At 72.9% G+C, this 23,489-nt stretch carries 21 protein-coding genes; 11 read left to right on the top strand and 10 right to left on the bottom strand.

What is annotated here, in order from left to right; genetic code table 11:
* Nucleotides 1-119 precede the first annotated feature (119 nt).
* Nucleotides 120-1,247 (top strand): polysaccharide pyruvyl transferase family protein, encoded by a 1,128-nt coding sequence (locus tag ADK36_RS20530; RefSeq protein WP_053198536.1) that lies wholly within the window; start codon nucleotides 120-122, stop codon nucleotides 1,245-1,247.
* Nucleotides 1,248-1,335: 88 nt separating this feature from the next.
* Here ADK36_RS20530 and ADK36_RS20525 read toward each other — a convergent pair whose 3' ends face one another.
* From ADK36_RS20525 to ADK36_RS20515, 3 genes are all read right to left on the bottom strand, one after another.
* Entirely contained in the window at nucleotides 1,336-2,562 is a 1,227-nt protein-coding gene (locus tag ADK36_RS20525) for a nucleotide disphospho-sugar-binding domain-containing protein (protein ID WP_063776788.1), read from the bottom strand.
* A gap of 65 nt (nucleotides 2,563-2,627) precedes the next feature.
* Nucleotides 2,628-3,458 carry an ABC transporter permease gene (locus ADK36_RS20520; protein WP_048579113.1) on the bottom strand — a complete coding sequence of 277 codons (831 nt, stop codon included), beginning with the start codon at nucleotides 3,456-3,458 and terminating at the stop codon, nucleotides 2,628-2,630.
* Nucleotides 3,455-4,423: an ATP-binding cassette domain-containing protein gene (locus ADK36_RS20515; protein ID WP_048579112.1), complete on the bottom strand. Its 969-nt coding sequence runs from the start codon at nucleotides 4,421-4,423 to the stop codon at nucleotides 3,455-3,457. Before ADK36_RS20515 ends, ADK36_RS20520 begins: the two co-directional genes overlap by 4 nt.
* A gap of 203 nt (nucleotides 4,424-4,626) precedes the next feature.
* Here ADK36_RS20515 and ADK36_RS20510 point away from each other — a divergent pair, with 203 nt between their 5' ends.
* The 6 genes from ADK36_RS20510 (at nucleotide 4,627) to rfbH (ending at nucleotide 10,929) form a co-directional block, all read left to right on the top strand.
* Nucleotides 4,627-5,658, top strand: coding sequence for a methyltransferase (locus tag ADK36_RS20510; RefSeq protein ID WP_053198534.1), 1,032 nt, complete (start codon nucleotides 4,627-4,629; stop codon nucleotides 5,656-5,658).
* Nucleotides 5,655-6,788 carry an acyl-CoA dehydrogenase family protein gene (locus ADK36_RS20505; protein WP_048579110.1) on the top strand — a complete coding sequence of 378 codons (1,134 nt, stop codon included), beginning with the start codon at nucleotides 5,655-5,657 and terminating at the stop codon, nucleotides 6,786-6,788. The genes ADK36_RS20510 and ADK36_RS20505 overlap by 4 nt, the downstream gene beginning before the upstream one ends.
* On the top strand, nucleotides 6,785-7,009 hold the full coding sequence (locus ADK36_RS20500) for a hypothetical protein (protein ID WP_048579109.1): 225 nt from the start codon (nucleotides 6,785-6,787) through the stop codon (nucleotides 7,007-7,009). The genes ADK36_RS20505 and ADK36_RS20500 overlap by 4 nt, the downstream gene beginning before the upstream one ends.
* 116 nt (nucleotides 7,010-7,125) lie before the next feature.
* Complete coding sequence (locus ADK36_RS20495) at nucleotides 7,126-8,385, top strand: nucleotide disphospho-sugar-binding domain-containing protein (protein ID WP_048579108.1); 1,260 nt, start codon at nucleotides 7,126-7,128, stop codon at nucleotides 8,383-8,385.
* A gap of 160 nt (nucleotides 8,386-8,545) precedes the next feature.
* Nucleotides 8,546-9,490, top strand: coding sequence for an NAD-dependent epimerase/dehydratase family protein (locus ADK36_RS20490; RefSeq protein ID WP_048579107.1), 945 nt, complete (start codon nucleotides 8,546-8,548; stop codon nucleotides 9,488-9,490).
* Between the two features lie 134 nt (nucleotides 9,491-9,624).
* Nucleotides 9,625-10,929: a lipopolysaccharide biosynthesis protein RfbH gene (rfbH, locus tag ADK36_RS20485; RefSeq protein WP_048579106.1), complete on the top strand. Its 1,305-nt coding sequence runs from the start codon at nucleotides 9,625-9,627 to the stop codon at nucleotides 10,927-10,929.
* Between the two features lie 32 nt (nucleotides 10,930-10,961).
* On the opposite strand, the gene ADK36_RS20480 is transcribed toward rfbH, so the two are convergent.
* Nucleotides 10,962-12,203, bottom strand: coding sequence for a nucleotide disphospho-sugar-binding domain-containing protein (locus tag ADK36_RS20480; RefSeq protein WP_048579105.1), 1,242 nt, complete (start codon nucleotides 12,201-12,203; stop codon nucleotides 10,962-10,964).
* Nucleotides 12,204-12,361: 158 nt separating this feature from the next.
* On the opposite strand from ADK36_RS20480, the gene ADK36_RS20475 reads away from it, so the two are divergent.
* Nucleotides 12,362-12,961 carry an SDR family NAD(P)-dependent oxidoreductase gene (locus tag ADK36_RS20475; protein WP_053084608.1) on the top strand — a complete coding sequence of 200 codons (600 nt, stop codon included), beginning with the start codon at nucleotides 12,362-12,364 and terminating at the stop codon, nucleotides 12,959-12,961.
* 29 nt (nucleotides 12,962-12,990) lie between these two features.
* Nucleotides 12,991-14,238 (top strand): nucleotide disphospho-sugar-binding domain-containing protein, encoded by a 1,248-nt coding sequence (locus ADK36_RS20470; RefSeq protein WP_048579104.1) that lies wholly within the window; start codon nucleotides 12,991-12,993, stop codon nucleotides 14,236-14,238.
* A 71-nt stretch (nucleotides 14,239-14,309) separates the two neighbouring features.
* Here the strand turns inward: ADK36_RS20470 and ADK36_RS20465 are convergent, their stop codons facing one another.
* From ADK36_RS20465 to ADK36_RS20440, 6 genes are all read right to left on the bottom strand, one after another.
* Nucleotides 14,310-16,100: an FAD-dependent monooxygenase gene (locus tag ADK36_RS20465; RefSeq protein WP_048579103.1), complete on the bottom strand. Its 1,791-nt coding sequence runs from the start codon at nucleotides 16,098-16,100 to the stop codon at nucleotides 14,310-14,312.
* Between the two features lie 19 nt (nucleotides 16,101-16,119).
* Complete coding sequence (locus tag ADK36_RS20460; RefSeq protein ID WP_048579102.1) at nucleotides 16,120-16,869, bottom strand: NAD-dependent epimerase/dehydratase family protein; 750 nt, start codon at nucleotides 16,867-16,869, stop codon at nucleotides 16,120-16,122.
* Entirely contained in the window at nucleotides 16,870-17,550 is a 681-nt protein-coding gene (locus tag ADK36_RS20455; RefSeq protein WP_234329813.1) for a TylF/MycF/NovP-related O-methyltransferase, read from the bottom strand.
* 97 nt (nucleotides 17,551-17,647) lie between these two features.
* The gene (locus ADK36_RS20450; protein ID WP_048579101.1) at nucleotides 17,648-19,030 is read right to left on the bottom strand and encodes an NDP-hexose 2,3-dehydratase family protein; all 1,383 of its coding nucleotides are present in this window, start codon (nucleotides 19,028-19,030) and stop codon (nucleotides 17,648-17,650) included.
* A gap of 110 nt (nucleotides 19,031-19,140) precedes the next feature.
* Entirely contained in the window at nucleotides 19,141-20,172 is a 1,032-nt protein-coding gene (locus ADK36_RS20445) for a ketoacyl-ACP synthase III family protein (protein ID WP_048579100.1), read from the bottom strand.
* Between the two features lie 36 nt (nucleotides 20,173-20,208).
* Entirely contained in the window at nucleotides 20,209-20,967 is a 759-nt protein-coding gene (locus ADK36_RS20440) for an SDR family NAD(P)-dependent oxidoreductase (protein WP_048579099.1), read from the bottom strand.
* A gap of 231 nt (nucleotides 20,968-21,198) precedes the next feature.
* Between ADK36_RS20440 and ADK36_RS20435 the strand changes: the two genes are divergently transcribed.
* The gene (locus ADK36_RS20435) at nucleotides 21,199-22,977 is read left to right on the top strand and encodes a non-ribosomal peptide synthetase (protein WP_048579098.1); all 1,779 of its coding nucleotides are present in this window, start codon (nucleotides 21,199-21,201) and stop codon (nucleotides 22,975-22,977) included.
* Nucleotides 22,935-23,474: a hypothetical protein gene (locus tag ADK36_RS46385; protein WP_338060785.1), complete on the top strand. Its 540-nt coding sequence runs from the start codon at nucleotides 22,935-22,937 to the stop codon at nucleotides 23,472-23,474. Before ADK36_RS20435 ends, ADK36_RS46385 begins: the two co-directional genes overlap by 43 nt.
* Nucleotides 23,475-23,489: the final 15 nt, after the last annotated feature.

Genomic DNA, 23,489 nt, shown 5'->3' with positions numbered 1-23,489 from the left:
ACCCCCTGGGGCGGACCGTCCGACGAGTATGCGCGGGGCTTCTCGACGCCCACTCGAAAAGGCGGCCCGGGCACGTCACTTCGAGGCGGGCTCGACCGGGCTGTGACCACCATGCGGCCATGAACACTGCCGAGCGTCCCCTCCGCTACCTGGTCTCGCCGGCCGGTATTCCGAACTACGGCGACGAACTCATCGCCATGACGTGGCTGCGCTATCTGCGCGAGGTGGCGCCGGACGACGACGTGGTCGTCGACTGCCACCGGCCCGGGGCGGCCGCCCGCCGCATGGCGCAGCTGCATCCGCGTGTCCGCTTCACCAACACGCTGTGGGAGCTATGCACCCGGGGCTGGTCGCGTCAGGCGTCCCGGACCTGTGAGGCGGTCGCGGCGGCGGTCCGCGATCCCTCCGGTACCGGTGAACTGGCCGCCGGCATCGAGGAGTTGCGCCGGGCGGGCCGGGTTCATCTGGTCGGCGGCGGATTCATCAACGCGATCTGGCCGCCCTTCGTGGGTCTGCTGGCCGGGATCGTCGAGGCGTGCGCGCACTCCGGGGGCCTGGCCGCCATGACCGGGCAGGGGCTGTGGCCACCGGCGCAGCACGCCGAGGCCCTCACCCGCTCACTCGTGGAGAGGTTCGACGTGGTGGACCTCCGGGACGCCCGTTCCGCGGAGTTCGCCGGTACGGGGGCCGCCGGGCACTCCTGCGACGACGTGTTCCTCGGTTTCGGCCCGCATCTGCTGGACGGGGGTGACGACGTTCCCGAGGCCATGGTCAGCGTGCAGAGCTTTCTCACCGGCGCCGAACCGGATGAGCTGGTGGGATCGGTTGCCGACACGCTGCGCTCCTGGGGTGCCGAGCGGGTGGGCCTGCTGGAGTGCGCGCCCGACCAGGACCGCAAGGTGCTGGAGCTGCTGGAACGAACGTTCCCGTCCGCCCGGCGGTACTCGCTCGAGGAGGTACTGACCCGGGGCCTGCCGGTGCGACCGGACCAGTGCTGGATCAGCACCCGTTTCCATCCCCATCTGGTGGCCGCCGCGGGCGGCGCCTCAGGGATCGCGGTTGACATCCGCCCCGACTACTACGGCACCAAACACCGGTCCCTGATCGAGGGAGGATCGTCGTGGCGGCTGCTGGAGGCCCTGGAGATGCCCGGGCGTCCGGCAGGCGGCGGCTACGGTGACCAGCGGCTGCGCGCGCTGCGGGACGCCAAGCGGGCCGTCGCCGACCGCGTCCACGCTCGCCGCTGACGCCAGCCACGACCGTGGGGCCGCGCCGCCCGCCCCACGGTCGGCGGGATGGTCAGGGAGACAGCCCCTGACCTTCCCTGACAGTCCTTCAGCCGGCCACCGCCAGCTGCTCCAGTGTGCCGACGAGCAGGCCGGGGGAGGGGTTGGCGAGCATCTCCTCGCGCAGTTGCGCCGCAGCCGAGCGGTACCTCTCGTCCAGCAGGTGCGACACGGCCGTACGCACCTGCTCCGGTTCGGCGGTCAGCCCGCGCAGCGCGACGACCGCGCCGGTGGCCGCCAGCCGCCTGCTGAAGACGACCTGGTCCCCGGCCATGGCTAGCGCGAGCTGGGGCACGCCCGCGAGGGCCGCGTTCATCAGGCAGTTGTCGCTGCCGTGGTGGATGACCGCGTCGCTGGCCTCCAGCAGCAGATGCAGCGGGAAATCGCACAAGGTGCGGACGCGCGCGGGAAGCTCCCCCAGCGCCGCCACCTGCTCGGCGCTCGCGGTGACCACCACCTCGGCGCCGTGTTCGGCCGCCGCCACGACCGCCGCACGCAGCGCGGGCACCTCTGGGCCGAAGATCCCGGTCGCCGAACGCCCCCACACCACGCAGATCCTGGGCCGGCCCGCGGACTCCAGCGTCCACAGCGGCATGGCGCCGGGGCCGTTGTAGGGCACGTACTGCATGGGGATCCGGTCGGCGCCGTTCAGCGGCGGCACCGCGGAGGGCGGGGACGGGTCGACGACGTGCTCGATGTCCTCGCGGTTCCACGGTTCGGTGGTGTCGCGGGCGGCCGAGTTGAGCAGGTCGCGCGTGGACAGATCGAGGTCGAGTTCCTCGTCGACGGTTCCGAACAGCCCCGGGGCGCAGAACACGCCCGGCACGCCCAGTTCCCGGGCCGCCAGTGCCCCTTCCTCGGCGAGCACATCGTGGCAGACCAGATCGGGTCGCCACGCCCGGGCCAGTCGCCGCACGGCCTCCCAGCTGCGCCGCACGGTCTCGTTGTACGCCGGCAGGAAGCGGGCCTGTGCCTCCTCGACGTCGAACTCGTCGATATGGCCGACGCGTTCCCCGGTGGCCGGGTGCAGCGGCAGCGAGGGCAGATCGATCTCCTTGCCGCGGTACCGCGCGTACAGGCTGAGGCGCGCCGTGTACATCATGTCCGGACCGTCCATCACCGGAACCGGCACCAGCCCGGCCGAGCTGATGGTGTCCGTCTGCGTCGGCAGGCACGCCACCCGGACCTCGTGTCCGGCGGCCTGCAGGGCCCAGCCCAAGGGGATCATGCAGAAGTAGTGGCCCGCCCAGTTGGACGTCGTGAACAGGACGCGCATCGACAACACCTCCAGAGAAGATCCCGGCCGGAGGCCGGACGGCCCCCGATGCCGGACACGGTGACTCAGCCCCGGCGGCGCAGACCGCGCAGCGCCAGGGGAGCGGACAGCAGGGCGACCGCCAGCGCGGCCAGCAGCGCGTAGCACGTCGGCCGGGCCGTCGCCCCGCCGAGCAGCAGGCCGCGCTCCGCCGCCGCCAGCCAGGTGACCGGGTTGACCTTGACGAACGCCTGGAGCCAGCCGGGCATGGTCTCCGGTCTGGCGAAGGCACCGCTGATGAACGTCAGCGGGATGGTGAACAGATACGACAGCATCTGCACGGCCTGCGCGGACCGCACCGACAGGCCGATGGCCACGCCCAGCCAGGCCATGCCCAGCGAGAAGCCGGCGAGCAGCACCACCGCGTACGCCAGGTGCCACCAGTGGGTGTGCACCCTGAAGCCCAGGGCGAAGGCGAGGGCCAGCAGCAGGAACAGGGACCACAGCTGGAGCACGATGTCGCCGACGATCCGGGCGTACAGCGGGGCGATCCGGGAGACCGGCATGCTGCGGAACCGGTCGAAGATGCCCCGCTGGAGGTCGGTGAAGAGCACCGGCGCGCTGCTCATGCAGGCGAAGACCGCGTTGTAGGCCATGATGCCGGGCACCACGTACTGAAGGTAGGAATGGGTGGATCCGGCCATCTGACCGCCGTAGATGTACGTGGTCAGCACCAGGAAGAGGATGGGCTGGGCACCGAGCAGGAACAGCGGTTCCGGGTTGTGCCTGACCTGGGTGAGGATGCGCCAGGTGAGGGTGGCCGTGTGCCGCAGCATGCGCAGCGGGCCCATCCGCCGGGTCTGTGCGCGCGGTGCGTGCCGCGTCTCCGAGGTCTCGCGTGGCACGGTCTGTGTCATGCGCTGCCTCCTTCGCTCGTGGTGAGGGGTGCCGCCGGGGCGCTGGTGCCGACGATGGCCAGGAACACCTCGTCGAGGCTGGGCTTGCGCAGCGCGACCTCGTCGACGGGCAGAGCGCGCTCCCGCAGCACCTCCAGGACCGCCGACATCAACGCGCCGTCGGCCGAGGGCACGGTGACCGTGCCGTCCTTCTCGACCAGGGCGTGCGGCGCGACCTGCCGCGTCGCGGCGTGGATCACGTCCAGGTCGTGGGGGGCCTCGGGGCGGACGACGAGCGTGCGATCGCCGACCTTCGCCTTGAGCGCGTCGGCGGTGCCGCGGGCCACCACCGTTCCGCGGTCCACCACGACCAGGTTGTCGGCGAGGTGATCGGCCTCCTCCATGTACTGGGTGGTGAGCAGCACGGACATGCCCCCGTCCACCAGACGGCGCACGGCCGCCCACAACTCCAGGCGGCTCTTGGGATCGAGGCCCGTGGTGGGTTCGTCCAGGAAGAGCACCCGGGGCCGGTTGACCATGCTCGCCGCCAGGTCGAGCCGGCGGCGCATACCGCCGGAGTACGTCCTGACGGTGCGCCCTGCCGCGTCGGCCAGGCCGAACTCCTCCAGCAGCGAGCGGGCCCGGCCGCGGGCCTCGGCCCGGCCCAGTTCCAGCAGCCGGGCGATGAGGAGGAGGTTCTCGAAGCCGGTGAGGTCCTCGTCGACCGCGACGTACTGACCGGTGAGGGCGATCAGCTCGCGCACCCGCGCTGCCTCGCGCACCACGTCGTAGCCGAAGACGACGGCCCGGCCCTCGTCCGGACGCAGCAGGGTGGACAACAGCCGGACCGTGGTGGTCTTTCCGGCGCCGTTGGGGCCGAGGAGACCGAGCACCTCGCCCTCGGCGACCTCCAGACCGATGCCGGCGAGTGCCGTCACAGAACCGAAGCGCTTCGCGAGCCCTTCGGCGAGCAGTGCTTGTGCCATGGCGTCACCTCTGCACGTGGGGGTTGGGATGCGACCAGACTGAGCCGCACGCCTGACATCGGACTGACAGCCGTTGACACGGGACTGACAGCGCCGCCGTGCGGCCCGGCCCCAACGTGTCAGCGGCGCCTCGTCTCCGGCTGGACTCCTCTTCGAGGCCGCGCCGTGAGCATGGCGACGCCACCGAGCTACGGAAGGTATCCATGACCGAAACAGCACTTCCGATGATCACCACCGCACAGGTGCACGACATCGCGCGTGGCTATGTGAAGACCGCGCTGCTGCGCACCGCCTTCGAGCTGCGCGTCTTCGACCTGCTCGCCCACGGCCCGGTGGGCGCCCGGGACATCGCCGACCGGGTGGGCGTCCACCCCCGGGGGGCGCGCATCCTGCTCGACGCGCTCACGGCGATCGGCCTGCTGCACTCCGATGACGAGGGCTACGCGCTCCTCCCCGGCGGACACGACCTCCTGGTCACCGGTGGCGCCCAGTACTTCGGCAACGCCATGCGGCTCAGCGCGAGCGACTGGGAGTGGGACGCCCAGAAGCGGCTCGTCGACGCGGTCCGGCACGGCGGAACCGTCGCCGAGACCCACGCCCTGACACCGGAGTTCGACTACTGGGAGGACTTCGCCCAGCACACGTCCTGGTTCAACAACGGCGCCGTGGAGCTCATGGCCGACCATCTGGTGCCGTGGGCCGCGCAACGCGACTCGGTGGACGTGCTCGACATCGCGTGCAGCCACGGCGGCTACGGACTGACCTTCGCCCAGCGCGAGCCGCGCGCCACCGTCACCGGGCTCGACTGGCCCACCATCCTCGACGTCACCGCCCGCAACGCCGAACGGCTCGGGCTGGCCGACCGCTTCCGCCGACTTCCCGGCGACATGTTCAGCGTGGACCTGGGCGGGCCGTACGACGTCGTGATGCTCACCAACGTGCTGCACCACTTCTCCGAAGCTCAGGCCACCGCGCTGCTGCGGAGGGTGGCGCGGGCGGTGAAGCCGGGCGGACGGATCGCGGTGGTCGGCCACACCTACGAGGAGGGCGACAGCCCGTCGGCCAACCCGCTGCCGTTCATGTTCTCGGTGATCATGCTGGTCCAGACGCACGACGGCGAGACCCACTCGGTGCCGACGTACCGGCGCATGCTGACGGACGCCGGCTTCGTCGGCGTACAGACCCACTCCGGTGAAAAGGCGATGCACCGGCTCTTCATCGCCGACCGGCCATGAGCGCCGCCACGGCCTGCGCGCCGCCGGTGTCCGAAGCCCGCCGGATCGCCGAGGCCGGCGCCCACCGGGCCGACCTGGACCGTTGCCTGGCTGCGCCGACCGTACGGGCCCTCACCGAAGCCGGGTTTCCCCGGCACTTCGTACCGCGGGCGTTCGGCGGCGCGGCGGGCGGCTTCACCGACTGCCTGGAGCGGGTCGCGGAGCTCTCCGAGGGGTGCGCCGCGGCCGGCTGGTGCGCCTCGCTGTTCGCCGCGCACGCCCGGATGGCCGGCTTCCTGCCGGCCGAGGGCCAGGCGCGGGTGTGGCGGGACGGGCCGGACGCGCGCATCGCGGCGGTCGTGGTTCCCTCCGGGGAGGCGGCCCGGACCGGCGACGGCTGGTCGCTCAGCGGCACCTGGCAGTTCGTCAGCGGAGTGGACTTCGCCGACTGGGCGCTGCTGGCGTGCCGGGAGCCGGAGACAGGCGCGATCCGGTTCTTCGCCGTGCCCCGTGACGCCTGGGCGGTGGAGGACACGTGGTACACGGTGGGCCTGCGGGGCACGGGAAGCCGGACCGTGCACGTCGACGCGGTCTTCGTGCCGGGGCACCTCACCTTCGCCCAGGCCGATCTGCTGGCGGGCCGCGCCGATCCCGCCCTGTCGGAACCCTGCCACGCCGTCCCCTTCCGGCTGGTCAACGGGCTCACCATGGTGGCTCCCGCGCTCGGGGCGGCGCGCGGCGCGCTCGCCGCCTGGACGCGGTGGATCGCCCGGAAGACCGAGGTGTCGATGGGTTCGGTGGTGCGCGCGGCGGAGCGCCCCACCGTCCAGTCGGCACTGGCTCGCGCCTCCGCCGCGATCGACAGCGCCGGTCTGCTGCTGGAACGCGTCGCCCGAGCGGCGGACAGCGAGGGGGCCGGCGCACAGGACCTCGTGCCGCGCAGTCACCGCGACCACGCGATCGCCGCCGACCTGCTGGCCACGGCGGTCGAGTCCCTGATGCGGGCCTGTGGCGCCCGGGGTCAGGCCGAGGGCAGCCCGGTGGAGCGGGCCTGGCGGGACGTGCACGCCGCGGCCTCGCACGCGGCCCTCCAGTTCGACTCCAATGCCGCGTTGTACGCCCGCCATGTGCTCGGGGAGCGGCAGTCATGACCCGGACGGCGGACGGGGCGCCGGCTGCGCCCACGCGGTTCTCTCTCCTCGCCCGTGATCTCGGCATCACCTGGGCGCTGGCTGTCGCCGACCGGCTCGGCATCCGCGACTGCTTCGAGGAGTCGCCGCCGGACGGAGCCCAGGCGGCCCCGCTCACTCGTTGGCCGTCCAGGCCCGGACGGTCCGCGACCCCCCGCACCCGCTGCCGCGCCGCCGGGTAATCCGCGTCCCGAGGACGGCCGGCCCGTACCTGGAGGATCACTGTGAACCTGGAGTCTTCCGACCGCGTGATGGCCGCGAGCCACCACGGCGTCCCTCACCGTGTGGGAGGCCGGGGGTGACGCCGCCGCGCGTGCTGTTCACCACCTGGGCCGCACCGGGGCACCTCTATCCGATGGTGCCGCTGGCCTGGGCCTTCCGCGCCGCCGGAGCGGACGTGCTGGTCGCGGTGCCGCCCGCCTGCGAGGCCGTCACCGGTGCCACGGGCCTGCCGGTCGCGGTCGTCGGCGAGGACGCGGCGGCTCCGCCCAAGGCGTCCGCCGAGCAGATCAGATCGTGGGGGAGCCCGCGGCCCTGGCCCGCGGGGTGGACCGTGCGGCCCGAACTGCTCGACGCCGAGCAGACCGCCGCGCTCTCCTTCGCCGCGGCCAAGCAGGTGCGGATCGGGCAGGCGATGGCCGACGACCTCGTACGGCTGGCCGGGCGGTTCCGCCCCGATCTGGTCGTGTGCGACACCCTGTGCTTCGCCGGCCCGGTCGCCGCGGCCGCGGTGGGGGTCCCTCACCTGGCTCAGGGCTGGGAGCTGGCGACCCTGCTGCGGGCGGAGCGGCTCGACCGCGGGGAGGAGTGGCTGCCCGGCTACGCCGAGCTCTTCGAGCGGTACGGACTAGAGCCGCGTGCCCTGTGCGAGGACCTCGTCGACGTCAGTCCGCCGAGCACGCGGGTGGCCGAGTCGACGCCGGTGCGCCGCATCCCGATGCGCTTCGTCCCGTACAACGGAGCGGGACGGCGGCCGGCCTGGCTCGCGGAACGGCCGCGCAGGCCGCGTGTGGTGGTGACCAGCGGCATCGCGCTGGGGCGGTACGACGCGGCGACCGCGGTGGAGGTGACGCGCTCGTTCGTGCGATCCGTGGCACTGCCCGGCGTGGACCTGGTGGTGGCCGCGGGCCCCGATCTGGCGGCCCGGCTGGACGGGCTGCCGACGGGCACCCGGGTCGCCACCGGGGTCCCGTTCCACGTACTGCTCCCCGCGTGCGACGCGGTCGTCCACCACGGGGGAGCCGGTACGGCCCTGACCGCGGTGGTCAGCGGAGTACCCCAGGTCGTGGTGCCGCAGGCACCGCCGTATGCGGAGATCGCCGACAGGATCCGGCGCTCGGGCGCCGGAGTGACGGTGGATCCCGGCGACGGAGCCGCCGCCGTCCGCGACGCACTGGAGCGGATGCTCGGTGACGGTGACCACCGCGCGGCGTTGGCGGCGGTCCGCGCCGAGATCCGGCGGCAGCCCTCACCCGCGGACGTGGCGGCCGGGCTCCGGCGTGCGCTGAGCCGGCCGGGCGCCCTCATCACAGGAGAACTGCCGTGTCCGTCGAGCTGACCGGGCCTCAGGAGTGTGCGGCGGCCCGCCGTTCGCGCGAGTACCGCGCCCCGGGCACCCGCCACGGCGCAACGGGCGGCCGGGCCGCTCGGGCACGCCGACCGCGTCCTCCGCGGAATCCGTCGTCGCCCGGCCGTGGCGCTGCTGCCGGGAGAAGCCGGTGACCGCGCCGCGACGCGTCGTCGTCCTGGGCGGCGGTGGCTTCCTCGGCCGCCACATCTGCTGCGCGTTCGCCGAGGACGGCTGGGACGTGCTCGCCGTCTCCCGGCGAGGTTCGGCGCCCCCGGGGACACGGTCGCTGGCTCTGCGTCCTCCCTGCGGCCCGGCGGTGGGACTGGCACAAGTGCTGCGCAGCCGGCGCCCCGACGTGGTCGTCAACGCGGCCGGGGCGGTCTGGCGTGGCAGTGAGCCGGAGATGACCGCGTCCAACGTCGCGCTGGTGGAGGAACTGCTGGACGCGCTCAGGGCGGTCGGGACCGGGGTGCGGCTGGTCCACCTCGGCTCGGTCCACGAACACGCGCTGCGCGGGCTGCCGCCGGGCGGGTCGCCCCACGAGGGCGCCGGGCCCGGGGTCACGCTGTACGCGCGGACCAAGAGCCTGGCCACCCGGGCCGTCGCGGCGGCGGCCGCCGAGGCCGCCGTCGCCGGGGTGATCACCCGGGTGGCCAACGTCCTGGGCCCCGGTGCGCCGCCGAGCAGTCTGCTCGGGAACGTGACCGCCAGGCTGGCCGCCGCGGCGCGCCGGGGCGAGGAGTGCGTGCTGGAGCTGCCGCCCCTGCGGACACGGCGGGACTTCGTCGACGCCCGGGACGTCGCCGCCGCTGTCGTCCGTACCGCCACCGCGCAGGTGGTGGGGGAGATCCTCGACATCGGGCGCGGCGAACTGGTGCGGGTCGCCGACCTGGTGGCCGAGCTCATCAGGGTGAGCGGGGTGCCCACACGCGTCGTGCCCCGCGTCGCCTCCGGCGCCGGCACTGCCGGGCACGCACAGGCCGGCGAATACGACGACGTCGCCACCACCGCGGCGTGCCTGTCGCTGAACTGGCGGCCGCGGTACACGCTGCACGAATCACTGACGGCCATGTGGCAGGCATCGGTCGGCTGAGCTTCCGCTCGGTCGGTGCACTGCGGCCGCCGCCTCGCCCTGGTGTCGACCCGGTCTCGAACGGGACGGGCCAGGGTGGCCGTGTGCGGCTCAAAAGCCTGAAGCCGTCCCCCATCACAGAGAAGAGAAGTTTCATGGGTGAGGGCAAAACGCGGATCCTCGAACTGGTCCGCAAGTACCACCAGGACGTGGAGGCCACGCGGCCGGAGTTCGTCCCCGGTGTCACCGAGATCTGGGCGTCGGGCGCGTCCCTCGACGAGGAGGACCGGATGGCACTGGTCGAGGCGGCGCTGGAGATGCGCATCGCCGCCGGCCCGAGTTCCGTGAAGTTCGAGCGTGAGTTCGCCCGGTTCTTCGGGCTGCGCAAGGCGCACCTGACCAACTCCGGCTCGTCGGCCAACCTGCTCGCGCTGACCGCGCTGACCTCACGGGACCTGGGCGACCGCCGACTCCGCCCCGGTGACGAGGTGATCACGGTCGCGGCCGGCTTCCCCACGACGGTCAACCCGATCCTTCAGAACGGCCTGCTCCCGGTCTTCGTCGACGTCGAGCTGGGCACGTACAACACGACGCCCGAGCGGATCGCCGAGGCGATCACGCCCAGGACCAGGGCCGTCATGATCGCGCACCCCCTGGGCAACCCGTACCCTGCCGAGGAGATCGCCGCGCTCGCCAAGGAGCACGGTCTCTTCCTCGTCGAGGACAACTGCGACGCCGTCGGATCCACCTACCGCGGCCGGCTCACCGGGAGCTTCGGCGACATCTCCACCACGAGCTTCTACCCGGCACATCACATCACCACCGGTGAGGGCGGTTGCGTGCTGACCGGGAATCTCGCACTCGCCCGCATCGTGGAGCAACTGCGCGACTGGGGCCGTGACTGCTGGTGCGAGCCGGGCGACGACAACACCTGCTTCAAGCGGTTCGACTACCAGCTGGGCAAGCTGCCCAGGGGCTATGACCACAAGTACATCTTCTCCCACGTCGGCTACAACCTGAAGTCGACGGACCTTCAGGCCGCCCTGGGGCTGAGCCAGTTGCGCAAGCTGGCGGGGTTCGGCGAGAAGCGCAGGCGCAACTGGCAACGGCTGCGTGAGGGGCTGGACGGGGTGCCCGGACTCCTGCTGCCCTCTCCCACGCCCGGCAGCGACCCGAGCTGGTTCGGGTTCGTCATCACCGTACGGCCCGAGGCGTCGTTCACCCGCCGCGGGCTGACGGACTTCCTGGAGTCCCGGCACATTTCCACCCGGCGCTTCTTCGGCGGCAACCTCACCCGCCAGCCCGCCTATCTCGACCAGCCGCACCGAGTCGTCGGCGACCTGGCCAACTCGGACATCATCACCGAGCGCACGTTCTGGGTCGGGGTCCATCCCTCGCTGACCACAGAGATGATCGACTATGTCGCCGCGTCCATCCGGGAGTTCGCGGCTGCCGCGTAGCGCGGGTGGGTTCCGCTCCGGCGGGCGGCGGGTCAGTCCGGGAACCGTCCCGTGCGCGCCAACTCGACGAGTCCGCCGACGAGTTCGGCCGGTGCCGGCTGGGCGGCCAGTCCCGCCCGTACGGTGCCGGCCGCACGGTGGCAGGTGTCGTCCTCCAGGACCGCCGCGAGACCCGCCCGGATCTCCTCCCGGGTGGCGGCGAGGGCGGGCAGCGCCACGACGGCGCCGCTGCCGGCGACACGCTCGCGCCACACGGGGCTGTTGATCGACAGGTCCAGGCACAACTGCGGTGCCCCCGCCACGAAGCCGTTCATCACCGTGTTGGCGCCGCCGTGGTGGATCAACGCGTCGCAGGAGGGCAGCAGCAGGTCCACCGGGAACCCGGTCAGCACGCGTACCCGTGATGAGACCGGCCCCAGGGCGGCCACCTGCTCCTGCGTCGCGGCCAGCAGCACCTCGGAGCCGGTGTCCACGGCCGCCTCCACCGCGTGCCGCAGCGCGGGGACGTACGGGCCGTACATCGCGGTCGCGGACACCCCCCACAGGACGCAGACACGTCGGCCCGCGGGCGGCTCCAGCAGCCAGTCCGGCACGATGCCGACGCCGTTGTACGGGATCGGGCGCACCGGTACCCGCCGCGCCCGCCCGTGCGGCGGGAGCGCCTGCACCGGCGACGGGTCGAGGACGTACTCGATCTGGTCCCGGTGGAACGGCTTCGCTCCGTGCCGGGCGAAGGAGCCGGTGGGATCCTCCAGCCCGGCCTCCAGCACGTGCTCGGTCTCGGCCACGCCGAACAGCCCCGCGGAGTGGTAGACCGACGGCACACCCGCCAGCCGGGCCACCAGCGCGCCCTCCGGTGCCATCAGGTCGTAGACGACGATGTCCGGTGCGAACGACCGGCCGAACCGCACCGCGCGGTCGTAACTGCCCGTCAGAGCGCGGCCCGTGTCCTGCCAGAAGCGCTCCATGGCCGCCGCGCAGTCGAACTCCGCCAGGTCCGACACCAGTTGCCCGGTGACGGGATGGACCGGCGGGCCGGGCACCTTGCTCTCGCCGTCCACCGCCTCCTGATAGCGGACCAGGCGGGAATAGTAGGTCAGATCCGGTCCGTCCAGAACCGGCACGGCGGTCAGCCCGGCACGGCCGACGGCAGCGGCCTGCGGCGGCGGGCAGGCGACCCGCACCTCATGGCCGGCGGCCTGGAGCGCCCAGCCCAGCGGCACCATGCAGAAGTAGTGGCCGCCCCAGTCGGACGTCGTGAACAGCACGCGCATACGGGCCTCCCCGTGGTCGGGCCTGATCGGCTCCCAGCGTGGGTGGGCCTCCTAGACCGGGCGTCGAGAGCACGTCGAATCCCCGGGGGCCGTCCTGTCGTCCGGACTTCCCTCGGACCTCCAACGGCGCTCGAAGACACGACCCTACGGTCGCCGCCATGACGGAGATGGCGTTGCAGGGCAGGGTCGCGGTCGTCACGGGCGCCGAGACCGGGACGGGTGCCGCGGTGGCCGCGGAGCTGGCGGGGCAGGGTGCGGCGGTCGCCGTGCAGTACCTCGCCTCCTTCGCGCGGGGCAAAGCGGTGGTGCGGGGCATCGAGGAGGCCGGTGGGGCGGCGATCGCCGTCAGGGCCGACCCACTCGACCGGGGGCAGACCGAGTTGCTGCATCTGAAGGCCGGCGGCGCGTTCGGTGACGTGGACCTGGTGGTCGCCACCGACGCGGTGCCCACACCGGTCGATCCGGAAGACGCGGAGGCACTGGCGGACGCGGTCCGCGCCCGGCTGCTCGGTGTCCTCGGTCCACTCCAGGCGGCCGTGCCGGCCATGACGGAGCGTGGTGGCGGCCTGCTGGTCTATGTGCCGGACGAGGCCGGCCCCGACGCCTTCGTCCACGCCCTGGCCCGGCCGGTCATCGAGGCGGCCGTCACGGAGCTGGGCCGGCGCCACGCGGCGCACGGAATCGTCTGCCGCGTGGTCCCGGCGGACGCGGGCGAGCCGCCTGCGGCCGTCGCCGGGCTGCTCGCCGCCATCGCCTGACGCCCCGGCCCCGAGACGAGGAGACCGAGATGCGTGTGCTGGTCACTGCGACCAACTGGAAGGGCATCTACTTCTGCATGGTGCCGCTGGGCTGGGCGCTCCAGGCCGCCGGCCACGAGGTGCGCGTTCTGTGCGCTCCCGACCAGACGACGGCGATCAGTCAGGCGGGGCTGACGCCCGTGCCGGTGCTCGAAGGCTTCGAGATGATGAGCGTGGAGCGCATGGCGCGGTTCGCCGCCGCGCTGCGCGACCCCGTCCACGCGGGTCCGGTGCCCGCCGTACACCCGGTCACCGGCGTTCCGGTGGACCACCTGGGCGGCGACTACGACGTGGAGGCCGACGAGCGGGCGTTCCGCGCCCGGTACGACAGGACCATGGGCGCCAACTGCGACGCGGCCGTCGCGTTCGTCCGCCGCTGGACACCGGACCTGGTCGTCCACGACCTGATGACACTGGAGGGCATCGTCGCCGCCCGCGCGTGCGGGGTCCCCTCGGTCTACCACTCACCCGGCATGTTCGGGGCCCGGGAGACCGGACTGCACGACCCCACGGGCGCCTTCGCCCGGCACGGTCTGCCGGAGTGGGACCGCTCGCAGATCGACTACATGATCGACCCCACACCGGCCGTGGTGGCCCCCGACGCGGGCCGGGCGCTGCGCCTGCCGGTCCGCTACGTCCCCTACAACGGACCGGGCGAGGTGCCGCTCTGGCTGCTGGAGCCGCCCGCCCGTCCCCGCGCCGTGCTGATCTGGGGCAACTCCGCCTCCGGCATCTTCGGTACGGGGGTGCCCGCGCTGCGCCACACCGTCGATGCCGTCGCCGCGCACGGTGCGGAGCTGGTGCTGACCGCCGCACCCGACCAGGTGCGTGCGCTAGGTGATCTGCCGGCGTCGGTACGGGTGCTGGCGGACTTCCCGCTCCGCCTGCTCCTGGCGACCAGCGAGGCGGTGATCCACCAGGGCAGCGTCAATCCGATGATGACCGCCGCCGGGTTGCCGCAGCTCGTCCTCGGTCTCGCCGACGACCAGGTGGAGATGGGCCGGCGGTTCGCCCTCGGCGGGTCGGCGATCTCCCTGCCCGGTCTGACCGCCACCGAGCCGCAGATCCGGCAGGCCGTCGCCCGCCTGCTCACGGACGCCCGGCTGCGCGACGCCGCCGGGCGCATCCGGGCCGAGGGCGAGACGCGCCCCACGCTGGCCCGACTGGTGCCGCTGCTGGAGCGGCTCGCCCGCGCCGGTGCGCTCACGGCCGCGGACCTGCGGTCGGCCACTGCCTGACGCCACCGTCCCCGCGGGCCGCCCCGCCGACGCCCCCGCGCCCGGGAACGGCGCGGGGGCGTCGGCGCACGTCATACCTTCGGCGCCAGGCGCTCGTTGACGAACTCGACGAGCCGTCCCAGGGTTCCGAGTTCCGCCAGGCCCTCGTCCGGAAGGCTCACCCCGTATTCGCGCTCGATGAGGGAGGCCGCCTCCAACAGGGCGAGGGAGTCGTAGCCGAGGTCGGAGAAGGACGCGTCGCGGACGTCGCCCTCGACGGCCGTCGTCCCGTCCTCGCCGGCGGACGCCTTCATCACCCGGCGCGCGTCGTCAAGCGTGAATGCCGCCATGATGGTTCCTTTCTTGTCGTCGGTTACTGCTCGGTCTTCGAACCGGGAGCGAGTGGTTGCGTCCGGAGCGGGTGCGAACCAGGTCTCCAACGCCTGCCGCAGCAGCGGATCGCCGACCGGCCCCGCCCACGCGACATGGCCGTCGGGCCGCACCAGCAGCCCCGCTACGCCGGCTCCGCCCACCGCCTCGGCGCGCACCACGTCGACGCCCCGGTCACGCAGCTCCGCGGCGTACGCCGGGGACGAGAGGTCTCCGGCGAGATCGACCAGCACCGCCCGGCCCTCGTGCAGCAACTCGGCGATCCGGGTGCGGCCGTCCGCCGACATGAGGGCCAGCGCCGGTGCGGGGCGGCCGACCCAAGGGTGTGCGCCGTCCTGTGCCCCGCAGATGACGTCGGTCCCGGAGACCAGGGCCGCCAGATGAAGGTTGGCCGCCGGCAGGGCCAGGAGCTCACCGACGATCTCGCGCAGCGGGTCGGTGCGCGGGTCGGGGTTCATCAGGGCGAGCTGGGCGCTCGTCTCCCGCAGCACGCGGCGTGCCACCGGATGGCGTTCCCGGTGGTAGGTGTCCAGCAGTCCGCTCGGTGCCGCGCCCCGTACCGTCGCCGCCAGTTTCCAGCCGAGGTTGACGGCCTCCTGCAGGCCGAGGTTGAGGCCTTGCGCCCCGATCGGGAAGTGGATGTGCGCGGCGTCCCCCGCGAGCAGGACCCGCCCCCTGCGGTACTCGGTCACCAGCCGGGTGGCGTCGCTGAACCGTGACAGCCAGCGGCTCTCCTTGATGTCGACGGTGTGCCCGGTGACCCGCTCGACGGCGGCGCGCAGTTCGTCCTCGGTGACCGGGGCGGACGTGTCGCCGCGGGGCGCGGTGAACTCGGTGGTGAGGACCCGCACCACGGGATCCTCGAGCGCCACCGCCATCAGCAGACCGCTGGGGGTGCGCAGGGTGCCGGGAACGCCCGTCGGCAACTGCTCCGGATCGTCCAGGAGCACGTCGCCGAGCAGCGCGGTGACGCTCGCCGCCGTACCGGGGAAGTCGAAGCCGGCCAGGCGGCGCACGGTGGACCGGCCGCCGTCGCAGCCGACGAGGAAGGAGGCGGTCAGGGTGTACGGGCCGTCGGGGCCGGTCACCTCCGCCACGACCGAGTCCGCTGCCTCGGCCAGCCCGGTCAGCCGGTGGCCGCGCCGTAGGTCGGTGCCCAGTTCGGCGGCCCGGCCGGCCAGCAGCCGCTCGGTGTCGGCCTGCGGTATCAGGAGCGAGTAGGGGTGTTCCCCGGGCAGAGCGCCGAGGTCCAGAAGCGGCCGCAGGCCGGCGAAGTGAGCCTTCGGCCACTGCGTGCGCCCCTGCCGGAACCTCTCGGCGAGGCCCCGGTAGTCCAGTAGTTCCATGGTGCGCGGCTGTAGCCGGAACGCCCGCGAGTGAGGGCTGGGTTCGGGCTCCTTCTCCAGCACCACCACGTCGACGCCGTGCAGCCGCAGCTCGCAGGCGAGCAACACGCCGACCGGGCCACCGCCCGCGACGATCACATCAACCATTCTTTCTCCAACTGGTCAGTCACGCAGAAAGCTGCGGGGACGGCAGGTATGCGTCGAGAACCGCCCGGAAGTAGCCAGGGGCGAAGCCCATGGCGTCCACGGCCGGCACCAGGGTGCGCAGCCGGGTGATGTCGATGTCCTGGGTGACGACCGGGGTGCCGTAGGTCCATCGTGCCGTCCTGCCCAGCCGGAGCTGGATGTGATCCACGATGTGCTCGATGGGCTCGGCGCACCCCGACGCCACGTTGACGATCGTCCGGCCGACGCCCGCGGTCAGCAGGGCGTCGACGACGCTGACCACGTCGGCGACGTCGATCAGGTCGCGGCGGGCACCGGGGAAGATGCGCACGCTGCCGGAGCGGATCTGCGCGGCCAGCGCGGGCAGCAGCTGGTGAGCCGGCTGGGCGGGACCCACCACGTGGGCCAGCCGCAGAACGAGACAGTCCACCGGTGACGCCGACAGCTCCTGCTCCAGGGCGTGCTTGTGCCGCCCGTAGGCGGTGGCCGGGCGGACCTCGCCGTCCTCGGTGCCGGGCCGCCCGGGCGTGGAGTAGATGCCGCTGGACGCCGTGGAGAAGAAGACCAGTCTCTCGCCGGTGCGCCGGCAGCGGTGGACCAGATCGCGGACGAGGTCCGCCTCCCGCCGGAACGCCTCCGGCGCGGTGTGCAGGGCGGCCGAGACACCGGCCGCCGCGACCACGACTCCGCGGTGTCCGTGCGCGATGGACCTCAGGTGCCGGGCCAGGAATCCGTTGCCGATGATGTCCATTCAGCGCAGCGGCCTGACGTACCGTCCGTAGGCGAGGTCGCCCTTGCCCGGCAGCGCCTCGACCGGCGAGGGCACGCCGAAGTACTCGTCACAAGCCCGTTTCACGCCCGGGAACTTGACGATCGTCCTCGGGTTGGCCTCGGGATCCGCGTAGTCGTCGAGGATGAGGGCGCCACCGGGGGCGAGCCGGGGCACGCACTCGACGAGCGACACCTGGGTGGACGTGTAGAGGTCGCCGTCGAGGTATCCGAACGCGATGCTCTCGGGCAGTCCTTCGGCCAGGGTGTCCTCGAACCAGCCCGGACACATCAGCGGGGGAGTGCGCCCCCAGGTCGCGAAGGTGGCCTCCACTTCCGCCATGCCCGCGGCCATGGCGCCCAGCGGCATCACGATCTCGTCCTCCTCGGTGGTGTCCGGCAGACCTTGGAAGGAGTCGAAGACATGCACCGGGCGGTCGTCGCCCAGGGTGTCCAGGAGCACGCGGATCCACAGGGTCATCGCTCCGCGGAAGCAGCCGAGTTCCACGAGGGCGCCGGGAACGCCCTCCCGGACGATCCGCTCGATTTCCGCGCGGACGTGGTGCAGCCGGTCGGGGTCGACCGTCTCGCCGTGCTCGCGCAGCAGCCACTGGTGCACGTCGCCCAGAATCTCCTCCCGGGCAGCCGTGTCGGTCGTCGTCACTGGTTCCTCCTGGGCGTGTGGCGGGCTGTCGGGTCGTCACTCGTACGGCTGTGACGCATGCGTCGTCGTCTCCCGGTGGCTGCGCGGCCGTGCGCCGTCACCGCAGGCTGAGCAGGCAGGTGAGCAGGCACCGGGCCTCGACGTTGAGGTAGTGGCTGTGCCGCACCAGTTCGGTCAGGTCCCGCGCGGTGGCCCACAGGTAACCGTCGGGAGCCTCCAGCGGGACGTCGTCCCCGGCCTCCACGACGAGGTAGCGGTTCTCGGCGTGGTAGAAACGGCCGCCCTCCTCCGAGTGCACGGTGTCGAACCGGATCCGTTCCGGCGGGGCGGACAGCACGAGGTCGAGGAACGGGGGCGAAGCGTCGGTGTGGTTGCGGGGCAGGCACTGCACGGTGGGACCGACCTCGGCCACGTCGAAGGTGCCGGCCTGGGTGCACGCCCTCATCAGCAGCCACAGCACGCCGTCGACCCGGCGGGTCACCACGGCGATGACGCCGCGGCCGGCCGGCTTCAACAGGGGCTGCGACCAGTGCGGCACCTCGCGGTCGCCCGCCTCGACCTGGACCCCGAGGACCGAGAAATAGCGGCCGTCCAGCCGGTCGATGCGGTCCCGTTCGCGGGTCCAGTCGGGAACCTCGGCGAGCGGTATGCGACGGCGGGTCATGGAGCGGGCCGACTTGATGCGGGTGAGCCGGCTGAGCAGCGCGGTGGTGCGGTCCGGCTCCGCGAGCGACCGGGCGAGGGCTCCGCGGAAGGAGTCCTCACCGGCCTCGGGCCCGTCCGCGGGTGCGGGGAAGCAAGCGGCCAGGACGGTGCGCGAGTCCATGTTGACGACGTTGTCCAGCCGCAGCAGCGAACGCATTTCCTCCGGTGAGAACCAGCGGAAACCCTCGCGGACCGGAACGTCCTCCTGCGTCTCGACGACGACGTTGCGGTTGCGCTTGCCGAGGAACCACGACCCCTGCTCGGACTGGAGAGCGTCGGCGAGCGGCAGCCCGCGCCCGGGCTCGGTGAAGTACTCCAGGTACGGCACCGCCTTGCCACGGTGCACCCGTGTGTAGTTGCTGCGGGTGGCCTGCACCGTCGGCGACAGCTGGAGCGTGTTGATGTTGCCCGGCTCCATCTTGGCCTGCATCAGCAGATGCGGGACCCCGTCGAACCGTTTGACGAGAATGCCCAGGATGCCGATCTCCGGCTGCACGATGATGGGCTGCGCCCAGCTGCGCTCGGCCGGCAGCCCGTCGGCAGTGTGCCCCGGAGCGTCGTCGTCCCGGACGGTCACCGTGAGGCCCTCCACCCGGTAGAAGCGGCCCGTGTGGTGGACCAGGTTGCCCGTGGCGGGGTCCGTCAGCCAGCCGTCGAGCTGGTCCAGCGGCACCTCCTTGACCCGGTAGGCGGTGGCGCCGGCGTGTTCGCCGAACCAGCGGTGGAACGGTTCGCGCTGCGTCGCCGTGCTGTCTTGCGGCCTGGAGTACGGCATGGGGGTCCTTTCCCGGGACGGCGGATCGCGGCGCCCCGAATACGAGATGCGTGGTGGTCCCGGCGGATGCGGCCGGGTGACGAACGCCCGCGCGCCGTTTCGTGCGCCGCTCAGCGCCGCCACGCAGGGGCGTCGACGATCTCGATCACCGCGCCGCCGATCGACAGGCCGGGAGCCAGACCGACCATGAGCATCAGATCGCCCGGGGCCAGATCCCCGGTGTCCAGAAGGTGGTCCAGAGCGGCCAGATGGTCGGCGGCACCCAGGTGGCCGACGTGCCCGGCGTACTCCCAGCAGGACCGCTCCATCGGCAGCCCGAGCGGCGCCATCAGCCGCTGCTCGGTGAAGTCCCGTGACACGCTCATGTAGGAGACCCGGGCGATGTCGCCGAGGTCGGCCCCGGCCTCGGCCACGAGCCGGTCCACGAGGGTGCGCAGCCCGCCGATGCTGAGCCGGTTGAACTCGCCGAGGTCGTACGTGGCGAAGAAGTCCGCCGACCGGGCGCCGAGGTCGAGGGCCCGTCCGGTGGTGGCGGGCGGCGGGAACAGCGGGTCGGTGCCCCGGTGCAGCTCCTCCAGTTCCTGGACCAGCAGCGATCCCACCGACCGCAGGCGCGCGAACCCGCCCCGCGCGGAGAGCACGGCGGCCGCGCCCGCGTCCCCGATGAGCTGGAACGGCGCCGACCGCCACCGGTCGATGAAGGGGGAGTCCAGGTTGTCCCCGATGGTGACCAGCGCGGTGTCCCGGCCCACGTCCGCCCGCAGATAGCAGACGGCCAGTTCGAAGGCGTCGAACATGCCGTTGCAGCCGTGCCTCACCTCGAACGCGGGCACCCCGCGGCCGACGGCCTTCAGCTGCACATAGGTCTGGGCACACCACCCGTCCGGACCTTGGTGGAAGCAGGAGGCGTGGAACACGGCGTCGATGTCGGCCTTCCCGAGCACGCCCCGCTCCAGGGCACGCTCGGCGGCGATGACCGCCATGTCGGGCCCTGAGACGCCCGGTGACACGGCCACACCGGTGAGCCCCGTCTCGGCGTGCATCCCGGGGTCGTAGAGACCCTGCGCCACAGCGTCTGCGGCGCTGACGGTCTCGGGCACGTACATGCCCACCGAGTCGAGGTAGATGTCTTGTACCTGCATGGCCCTCTCCTGATCGCTCGGTCCGGTCCGCGGGTCTCAGCGCCCGCCGTCGACGTGCAGCACCTGGCCGCTGATGTTGGCGTTGGCGCCCGAGGCCAGGAACACCACGGCCGCGGCGACGGCGTCGGGCGCCGACAGCCGACCCGTGGGTGTCCGCTCCCGCTCTTGCTCGCGCACCGCCCCGGGCAGCGCCTCCAACACGCCCTCGGTGAGGGTGAGGCCGGGCGCGACCACGTTCACGAGCACGCCGTCCGGGCCCGTCTCCCAGGCGAGGCTTCGGGCCAGCCCGTGCAGGGCGGCCTTGCCCGCGCCGTACACCTCCTGACCGGATCGTCCGTGGGTGGCGAGGTGGGAGGACAGCAGGACGATCCGGCCCCAGCCGCGTTCCCGCATGCCGCGCAGCACCTGCTGTGCCGTGCGTACCGTGCCGGCCAGATTGTGGCTCAGGGACGCGCCCCACTCGGCGGACGGGACATCCTCGAACCGTGTGCCGGGTGGCCTGCGGGCCGCCCGCTGGTGGGCGTTGGCGACCAGAACGTCCACGGATCCCCGCCACCGGGCCGCCTCGCTGACGGCCTCGTCGAGGGAGTCCGGCTCGTCGAGCGCGTACCGCACGGCCAGTGCCCGGTCGGGGCCGCCGAGGTCGGCGACCAGAAGGTCCGCGGCTTCCTTGGCCCGGCGATAGGTGACCACCACGCGCGCGCCCTCGGCGGCCATGGCGTGTGCGACCGCGCGGCCGATGCCACGGGTGGCCCCGGTCACCAGCACGGTGCGGTCGGTCAGTCCCAAGTCCATTGCGGTCCTCCCCACGACGGTGGAGCGGCGTTGCTGCGCTGCCGCTCCGGCCCGACGAGCGTGGTGCTCCGCCTTCGAGGCCCGGTCCAGCCGGAGTCGACTCGACGGGTGCTCGAACCGGCCGGGCCAGGCTGCACCGTCTGTGGAACCGTCACCCGGGAGGTCAGTGTGGTGAGGCAGCAACCGCCCCAGCGAAAGCAGGAGCCCGTGAGGTCCGGACCACGACGGGAGATGCCCGAACTGGTGCATGAAAGGGTCGCGGTGCACGCCCGGCGCGCCCCCGACGCGGTGGCGCTGCGCTTCGAGGGCACCGACACCAGTTACGGCGATCTGGTCGACGGGGCCCGTCGCAGTGCGCGGTTCCTGGCAGGCCGCGGCGTGCGGCGCGGAGACGTCGTCGCGGTGCGGGCCGACTGCGTCCCGGACACGGTGCGGCTGCTGCTGGGCGTTCTCTGGTGCGGGGCCGCGTACGCGATGGTGCCGCCCGACTGGCCGCCCGGCCGCTTCGAGCGGATCGCCGGACTGGACGCCCTGCGTCTGTGCGTCGCCGACCGGGACCTGCCCGCCGTCCCAGGGCTGGAAACGATCACTCTCGACGAGGCGCTGGGGCGGTCCGCGCCGCCGACGCGCAAGGACGACGTGCGCCCGGTCGGGGAGGAGGCCGACGGCTCGGACGCCCTGTGTGTCTTCTTCACCTCGGGCAGTACCGGTACGCCCAAGGGCGTCGTGGCGCCGCACCGGGGCATCCTGCGGCTGGCCGGCGACGACGCCTGCACGGTGCCGGGCCGCATGGTGACCTACCAGGCCGCCTCCAGCGCGTGGGACGCCTTCGCCTGGGAGCTGTGGACGCCGTTGGTCCGCGGCGGCGCCTGTGTGCTGTCGGGCGGGGCGCGCCCGACCGGGCCCCGGGTGCGGGCGGCGGTCGCGCGGGGGGCCAACGCGATGATCCTCAACACCGTGGTCTTCAACGCCCTGGTCGACGACGACATCGACTGCTTCGCAGGGGTCGAACTCCTCGTCACCGGCGGGGAAAGGCACTCCGTGAGCCATCTGACGCGGTGCCGCGAGCGCCATCCGGGGATACGGCTCCAGCATGGATACGGGCCCGCGGAGAACTCCACGTACACCACCATGCACCGGGTCACCGCCGAGGACGGCGCGGAGATCCCGATCGGCCGCCCGGTGGCGGGAACCGATGTCTGGCTGCTCGACGAGCAACACGGGCCCGTCCCGGACGGCGCGACCGGGGAGATCGTGATCGGCGGCGCCGGCCTCGCCCTCGGCTATCTGGGCATGCCCGCGGAGACCGAACGGTGCTTCCCGGTCCTGCGGCTGGACGAGCGGCCGCGCCGGGTCTACCTGACCGGGGACCTGGCCCGACGTGACGCGCACGGCCGGCTCGTCTTCGTCGGCCGCCGCGATCGGCAGGTCAAGATCCGCGGAGTCCGGATCGAACCGGCGGAGATCGAGGCGGCGATCGAGCGGATGGAGGGCGTGCGCCGGGCGGCCGTCGTGGCGCTGACCGACGCCACGGGGAGAGCCACCGGTCTGGGCGCCGTCGTCAGCGCCGAGGGGGGCACCCGGCCCTCGGCGGAGACGGTGACCAAGACGGTCGCGCACACTTTCCCACCGGCCTTCGTCCCCCGGCACGTGCTGGTCGTCGACCGGATTCCCCGACTGCCCAACGACAAGGTGGACTACGACGCCGTACGGGCCCTGCTGCCCGCCGCCGCGGCCCCGGTGGCCGTGCCCGGCACCGGCGCGGGCCCGGCGCATGGCGGTGGTGGCGACGGCCAGGCCGGTCCGCTGCACACGGCGCTGTCCGTCGCCGAAGCACTGCTCGGCCGTCCGGTCCACCCGGACGAGGACCTGTTCGACGGGGGTGCGACCTCCATGACGGCGATCCGCCTGGCGACCCGGCTGTGCCGGGAGCTGGGGCGCCCGGTGACCGAGGAGGACGTCCTGGAGTGCCGGTCCGTGGGAGCGCTGCTCGACCGGCTGGCGGTGTAGGCGGCGCGGACCCGGCCGCCGACGACTACGGCGTCCCCGTCGCCGCCGTCGCCCGCCACCGCGGCGAACTCCTCGACACACCCGTCTACGACGGCGCCTACGCCCGAGCCGCCGCCCTGATACGCAGCCTGGGCCGCTGCCGCTGCCGCTGCCGCTGCCGCTGCCGCTGGCTGGGGCGCTCCGACCTCACCGTCGCCTGCGCCGTCACCGTCGTGTATCTCAGGGCCAGGAAAATTCCGGTCAGCCCTACCCGCGAACAGCTGAAACGCACTCGCCCACGAGCTGAGCAGCTCGCGCTGCACTGCCACGCGGATCGCTTCCTTCCTCCGCACCCGGAAACCCTGACCTCGGGCCGGGTGATGATCGCCACCCGCGACCGCACACGGCCCGGCTCCCCGTATGGGCGCCACTTGGGCACGGGCGCAGGGCTGGGAGCGGGGGTGCAGGTCCGTATCAGTGGCGACGGCGCTTCCGGCCGAGGGGCGGGGCCGCGGTGAACGCTGCGTGATCGA

It is taken from the genome of Streptomyces viridochromogenes (genome assembly GCF_001270495.1).
Taxonomy (GTDB): domain Bacteria; phylum Actinomycetota; class Actinomycetes; order Streptomycetales; family Streptomycetaceae; genus Streptomyces; species Streptomyces viridochromogenes_A.
The sequence above is the reverse complement of the archived record's forward strand: the minus strand, read 5'-3'. Positions and strand labels throughout refer to the sequence as shown.

Bases quoted from the DNA above. Each gene is read 5' to 3' on its own strand.
- ADK36_RS20530 (WP_053198536.1), top strand. From the start codon at position 120: ATGAACACTGCCGAGCGTCCCCTCCGCTACCTGGTCTCGCCGGCCGGT.
- ADK36_RS20475 (WP_053084608.1), top strand. From the start codon at position 12,362: ATGACGGAGATGGCGTTGCAGGGCAGGGTCGCGGTCGTCACGGGCGCC.
- ADK36_RS20525 (WP_063776788.1), bottom strand. From the start codon at position 2,562: ATGCGCGTCCTGTTCACGACGTCCAACTGGGCGGGCCACTACTTCTGC.
- ADK36_RS20520 (WP_048579113.1), bottom strand. From the start codon at position 3,458: ATGACACAGACCGTGCCACGCGAGACCTCGGAGACGCGGCACGCACCG.
- ADK36_RS20445 (WP_048579100.1), bottom strand. From the start codon at position 20,172: ATGCAGGTACAAGACATCTACCTCGACTCGGTGGGCATGTACGTGCCC.
- ADK36_RS20470 (WP_048579104.1), top strand. From the start codon at position 12,991: ATGCGTGTGCTGGTCACTGCGACCAACTGGAAGGGCATCTACTTCTGC.
- ADK36_RS20510 (WP_053198534.1), top strand. From the start codon at position 4,627: ATGACCGAAACAGCACTTCCGATGATCACCACCGCACAGGTGCACGAC.
- ADK36_RS20515 (WP_048579112.1), bottom strand. From the start codon at position 4,423: ATGGCACAAGCACTGCTCGCCGAAGGGCTCGCGAAGCGCTTCGGTTCT.
- rfbH (WP_048579106.1), top strand. From the start codon at position 9,625: ATGGGTGAGGGCAAAACGCGGATCCTCGAACTGGTCCGCAAGTACCAC.
- ADK36_RS20480 (WP_048579105.1), bottom strand. From the start codon at position 12,203: ATGCGCGTGCTGTTCACGACGTCCGACTGGGGCGGCCACTACTTCTGC.
- ADK36_RS20435 (WP_048579098.1), top strand. From the start codon at position 21,199: ATGCCCGAACTGGTGCATGAAAGGGTCGCGGTGCACGCCCGGCGCGCC.
- ADK36_RS20450 (WP_048579101.1), bottom strand. From the start codon at position 19,030: ATGCCGTACTCCAGGCCGCAAGACAGCACGGCGACGCAGCGCGAACCG.
- ADK36_RS20505 (WP_048579110.1), top strand. From the start codon at position 5,655: ATGAGCGCCGCCACGGCCTGCGCGCCGCCGGTGTCCGAAGCCCGCCGG.
- ADK36_RS20440 (WP_048579099.1), bottom strand. From the start codon at position 20,967: ATGGACTTGGGACTGACCGACCGCACCGTGCTGGTGACCGGGGCCACC.
- ADK36_RS20465 (WP_048579103.1), bottom strand. From the start codon at position 16,100: ATGGTTGATGTGATCGTCGCGGGCGGTGGCCCGGTCGGCGTGTTGCTC.
- ADK36_RS20460 (WP_048579102.1), bottom strand. From the start codon at position 16,869: ATGGACATCATCGGCAACGGATTCCTGGCCCGGCACCTGAGGTCCATC.
- ADK36_RS20500 (WP_048579109.1), top strand. From the start codon at position 6,785: ATGACCCGGACGGCGGACGGGGCGCCGGCTGCGCCCACGCGGTTCTCT.